This window comes from Moorena sp. SIO2C4, from assembly GCF_010672485.1.
Lineage (GTDB): Bacteria > Cyanobacteriota > Cyanobacteriia > Cyanobacteriales > Coleofasciculaceae > Moorena > Moorena producens.
Genome location: NZ_JAAHGN010000486.1, coordinates 1 through 5456 on the forward strand (window position 1 = coordinate 1; position 5456 = coordinate 5456).

Here is a 5456-nt window from a genome sequence, read left to right on the forward strand (position 1 = left end):
CGGATGGTACCGTTCTAAATGGATATCGGTAGATTCACACGGATCGTCGTCTTCAGTAGAAATGAGCAATACTTGGTTATATTGCTGCAAAATGTAAGCATAAATTGGTTCGAGCTGAGTCAGAATCGAATCGAGCCAGGCGCGACGCCGTTCTGGTGCTCCTCGCACTAGTTCCAAATCTAAGCTAGAAAACTGTACCGCATTCAGAATACCTAAAAAGTCCAACTGCCGACGTAAGGATTCTTGATTGAGAGCAACAGTACGTCGTCCTTGAGTGCGCAAGGTTAATCCTAGTTCTACTGAACCATAGGTTCGTTCTAGAGTAGCCCGAATCTCCGCAATGGGAGTAGTTTCTAAGACCAATTCGCGATCGCGTACTGACCGATGACTCTTGAGGGTAGAGAGCAACTCTACTGCCTCCAGTAGATTCGATTTCCCCTGAGCATTATTACCCAGCAAAATTGTCTTGGGAGCATCGAAGTTGACCAGGCAATCTCTGTAGTTACGAAACTGTCGCAGGTGTAGGCTCTTAAGGTACATCCATTTAAGGTTACAGGTTGGGGGTTAGCAGGTTAGTAGGTTAGCAGGTTGAAGGTTAACAGGTTGAAGGTTAACAGGTTGAAGGTTAACAGGTTGAAGGTTAACAGGTTGAAGGTTAACAGGTTGTTCCCCCAAGGCGTCCCTTATAGGGTAGGTTAGCTGGTTGAAAGTGAGCAGGTTCTAGGTTAGCAGGTTCTAGGTTAATAGGTTAACAGGCTTAAGATTAGAAGTTTGATCTGAACTTAAAAAAATATCTAACCGTCCAACCAGCTAACCTTCAACCTTCAACCAGCTAACCTTCAACCTTCAACCAGCTAACCTTCAACCTTCAACCTTCAACCAGCTAACCTTCAACCTTCAACCAGCTAACCTTCAACCAGCTAACCTTCAACCTTCAACCTTCAACCAGCTAACCTTCAACCAGCTAACCTTCAACCTTCAACCTTCAACCAGCTAACCTTCAACCAGCTAACCTTCAACCTTCAACCAGCTAACCTTCAACCTTCAACCAGCTAACCTTCAACCTTCAACCAGCTAACCTACTAACCTTGAACTTTTCCCTTGCTATACCAACGAATAAATAATTTCTCCAGCTCAACCCAAACAAATAGTGACGTACTAAAGCCAATACAGACAGCAAATTCCATCATAGTCAGAGGCTCAGTGCCAAAGAAGTCTTGCAAAAAGGGTACATAGACCAGCAACAGCTGTAAGAGAGTAGTTACAGTAACTGCCAACAGCAAATAAGGGTTAGAGAATGGGTTTAATTCCAGAGTAATGCGTTTGTTGGAGCGCACTGCCAGGGCGTGACCCATTTGAGCAATACATAGGGTAGTAAATACCATTGTCTTCCAGTGAGGGAAGTATCCATAGGCGATTGCCATTAAGGTAATGTTGAAAATGGCAAAAACAATACCAATGCGCACCATATAAGAGCCCAATCCTCTGGCAAAAATACTTTCCTGAGGACTAAAGGGCGATCGCTTCATCACATCGGGTTCTGCTGGTTCCACAGCTAGGGCAAGAGCGGGTAAACCATCAGTGACTAGGTTCATCCAGAGAATTTGTAACGGTGTGAGGGGAACATCTGGTAATCCCATGATCGGGGCTGCGGCAATAGTTAATACCTCACCGATGTTACTGCCCAGGATGTATCTAATAAAGCGACGAATATTGTCATATACTGTCCGACCTTCTTCTGTGGCAGCAATAATGGTGGCAAAGTTGTCATCTAAGAGCACCATATCGCTGGCTTCTTTACTGACATCGGTTCCCGTAATTCCCATAGCGATACCAATGTCAGCTTGCTTGAGAGCGGGTGCATCATTCACCCCATCTCCGGTCATGGCAACAAATTTACCCCTACCCTGGAGTGCCTGAACTATTCTGAGTTTGTGTTCAGGAGCAACACGAGCATAAATGCTGACTTGGTCTACCTGTTCCTCTAGATCAACCTGGGAGAGCTTTTGTAACTCCTGACCAGTCAGTACCTGATCACCATGATTAGCAATTCCCAAATCCTGGGCAATCGCTTTAGCGGTAAGTTTGTGGTCTCCAGTAATCATAATCGGACGAATTCCAGCATTCCGGCACCGCTGAACTGCTTCTAGTACCTCTGGGCGTGGAGCATCCAACATTCCCACTAACCCCAACCACACCAACCCTTGCTCTAAGATTTCATGGTCTGCTTCTGGAGCTGATAAGCGATCTAGGGACTTATAGGCAAAACCTAGCACTCGCAAACCAGCCCCTGCCATTTGGTTATTCTGTTCCAAAATCTGTTGCCGCTGCTCTTCTGTCAAGGGTTGACACCCTAGAGTTCCTGCTGCTCTGTCATCATGATGTACTGATGAAGTACAATGCTCTAACACCAATTCTGGAGACCCTTTGGTCAACATCATGTAACGGGTCAGTTGTGGGTTCTCGGTTGTTCGCGTAGCCTGGCCGAAAGGCCAAGGTTGTTCGCCTTTGGTGTTCGAGTAGGGCAGGTTAGCAGGTTGAAAGCGATCTGGAGAACTATCCCACTGACAAATCACACTCATACGCTTGCGCTCAGAGGAAAAGGGAATTTCATCCACACGGGAATACCTTTGACTCAGGGGTTCCTTATCCACACCCCCTTTACCAGCCAGAGCAATTAATGCTCCTTCTGTGGGGTCTCCTAAAATCTTCCACTCCCCCTGTTCATACTGCAAGATCGCATCATTACACAGAGCACAAGCTAGAAGTAGGGGTTCGAGTTCGGGATACTGTTCTGTAGCAATGGGCTGATTGTCTAGGAGAAATTCCCCTACAGGTTCATAACCATCCCCAGTCACCTGAATACTATAGTTGAGGGTATCCACCCGTTGCACAACCATTTTGTTTTGGGTCAGGGTACCAGTTTTATCAGAACAAATGGTAGTCACACTTCCTAAGGTTTCCACAGCTGGTAGTTTGCGAATTAGAGCATGACGGCGTACCATTCTCTGGGTTCCTAGGGCTAAGGTAACAGTCACCACAGCTGGCAAGCCTTCTGGAACTACAGCCACTGCCATACTTAAAGAAACTTCTACCAGTTGTTGGAACACACTCAAGTCCCAACCGCTTACGCCCAAGCCAATGATAATTACTAGTGCTACTAGCAACAGCGAACCGGTTACCAAGACTTTTCCCAGCTGAGACATGCGCTGTTGCAGAGGTGTCGGTTCACTTTCCACCCCTTGTAGCATCTGGGCAATTTTCCCCAGTTCCGTATTCATCCCAGTACCAGTAACTAGGACTTTACCTCTGCCTTGGACAACTTCAGTTCCCTGAAAAACTAAATTAATGCGATCGCCTATGGGAGTATCTTCTGATAGCTCCACCTCTACGGTTTTATTGACAGCATTAGCTTCCCCAGTCAGTGCGGATTCTCTGACCTGCAAATTCGATGCCTCGATTAGCCTACCATCTGCTCCAACTTGTACCCCAGCTTCCAGCAACATGATGTCCCCTGGAACAAGCTGTGGACTGTCTATCTCTAAGGTACGACCATCCCGCAACACTCGTACCTTAGGAGATGCCATACTTTTCAGGGCTGCTAGGGCTTTTTCAGCACGGCTTTCCTGGAGATACCCGAGGATGCCATTGAGAATCACGATTGAGAGGATAGCAATCGTATCTTTGAAGGGGAATTCACTCGCCTTTTCTGAGGCTTGTTGCAGATTGATCAGATCTAAAATCCCGGAAACTATCGCTACTGCAATCAGCATCAGCAGCATGATGTCCTTGAATTGATCAAGGAACATTGCCCAGGAACTGCGCTTTGCTTTTTCCTCTAACTGATTTAAGCCATAGTATTCCAACCGCTGTGATACCTGTTGAGAGGTCAAACCGACTTGAGGGTCACAGCCGGATTCTGCTAGAGAATTTTCGACAGATTGGTTGTACCACGCTTTTAACGGGTCAGGCAATAAATTAGAATGGGTCAATGGATTCACCGGGAATGTTTGCTTTTAGATGATATTCATTCGATCATAAAAATTTCCTAGGAAGTTTGTAAGCATTCAGCCGTGAGCTTTTAGCTCACGCTACTTGAGGTGCTGTCAGCCGTCAGCGGTGAGCTTAAAACAAGCTATCCGGCTGACGAGTTCAACGGACTGCCAAAGACTATCAATTCCTGGCCGAAAGGCCAGGGAACTGAAATTAAACGAATGCTTACCTCTTTCATTCAAAAGCACCTCAAGTAGCGTGCGCGTAACGCATTAGCTGATAGCACCTCAAGTAGCACCATCTGTAGCGCATTAGCTGTTCACGAACCGTGCGCGTAGCGCATTAGCTGATAGCTTACGGGAGTTTGGAAACCAAGACTATAATCGAATCTAGCGGAACAAAATAGCACCCGATGCAGCAATTGAAGATCTGTTGTTCAAAGTCTGTATTGTTAAGATAGCGAGTTGCCGCTAATTATAGTAATTTAGTCCGTATTTGATCAGGTTTTATATCAAATCCGGATAATTGCCCACAGTTACGATATCTAGAGAAAATCTTTTTCTCCCTGTACCCCTGCGCCCCTGCGCCCCCTGCTCTTTTCACCAGGAAGTATGGGTATTCAACTGGATTTGATATTATTCACTGTTAACGCTCAACGGTTGCCCATTAACCTTAATCGTCAGAGTTTAAATAGTTTAATATTGATAGCGAACATTGAAGTAGAAGCCCTCATCCTGGGCATTGTTACTGCGATCATCCAATTCAAGCAGAGGAATGCCATAGTCAAGTCGCAGATTAAGCCCTGTCACTGGTTGCACAATTAGCCCTAAGCCAATACCCGCTAAAAACCGCTGTGACGGTAACGTATTAGGATTATCAGGGTTATTCCATACATAACCCATGTCGAAAAACGGAATTAGTTGTAATGCGGGGTCATCGTCTACGTCTCGATGTAAAGTTATACGGTCTTCTATAGAAAACCGTACTCCATTGTCCCCTGCTCTGATATTTTGACGGTAGCCCCTCACCGATTGACCACCGCCAAGTAAAAATTGTTGGGGAGGCAATAGGCTATTGGGGGTAAGCTGAACCTCGGTTCCCATAATTAAGAAATTATCCTCTGAGAGAATCTGTAACCGCTGTACTTGACCTACCCAGCGAAAAAAGCGTCCATCAGGTATAGGATCGGGGTTGATAGTGGCATCAAACCACCCAGTTCCGAGACTCAAAAGCGATCGCAAAAACCAAGTTCCCTCCAAATCCCGACGTAGATACTCTTGTTCAAACTTAATCACGCTCAGGGTAGTCGAGCCATCTTGATCTGGACCAAAGCCAAACCCAAGAGGCTCATCACCCAAAAAAGTCTGACCATCTCTGTAGCTGAATCCTAGAGACAGAGCAAATTCTTCCCGAGGTGTGCGGTACAACGGTTGACGAAATCGAATTTCATATAGCTCAGATTC

The 5456-nt window shown here is 46.0% G+C and carries 3 protein-coding genes; all 3 read right to left on the bottom strand.

Annotated features, from left to right (window positions below):
- Nucleotides 1-540: AAA family ATPase (locus F6K20_RS22585; RefSeq protein WP_287296093.1), on the bottom strand; the 540-nt coding region annotated here is incomplete at its 3' end.
- 542 nt (nucleotides 541-1082) lie between these two features.
- Nucleotides 1083-4001 (bottom strand): cation-translocating P-type ATPase, encoded by a 2919-nt coding sequence (locus tag F6K20_RS22590; protein ID WP_008180298.1) that lies wholly within the window; start codon nucleotides 3999-4001, stop codon nucleotides 1083-1085.
- 687 nt (nucleotides 4002-4688) lie between these two features.
- The coding region (locus tag F6K20_RS22595) for a ShlB/FhaC/HecB family hemolysin secretion/activation protein (RefSeq protein WP_287296095.1) at nucleotides 4689-5456 on the bottom strand (768 nt) is incomplete at its 5' end.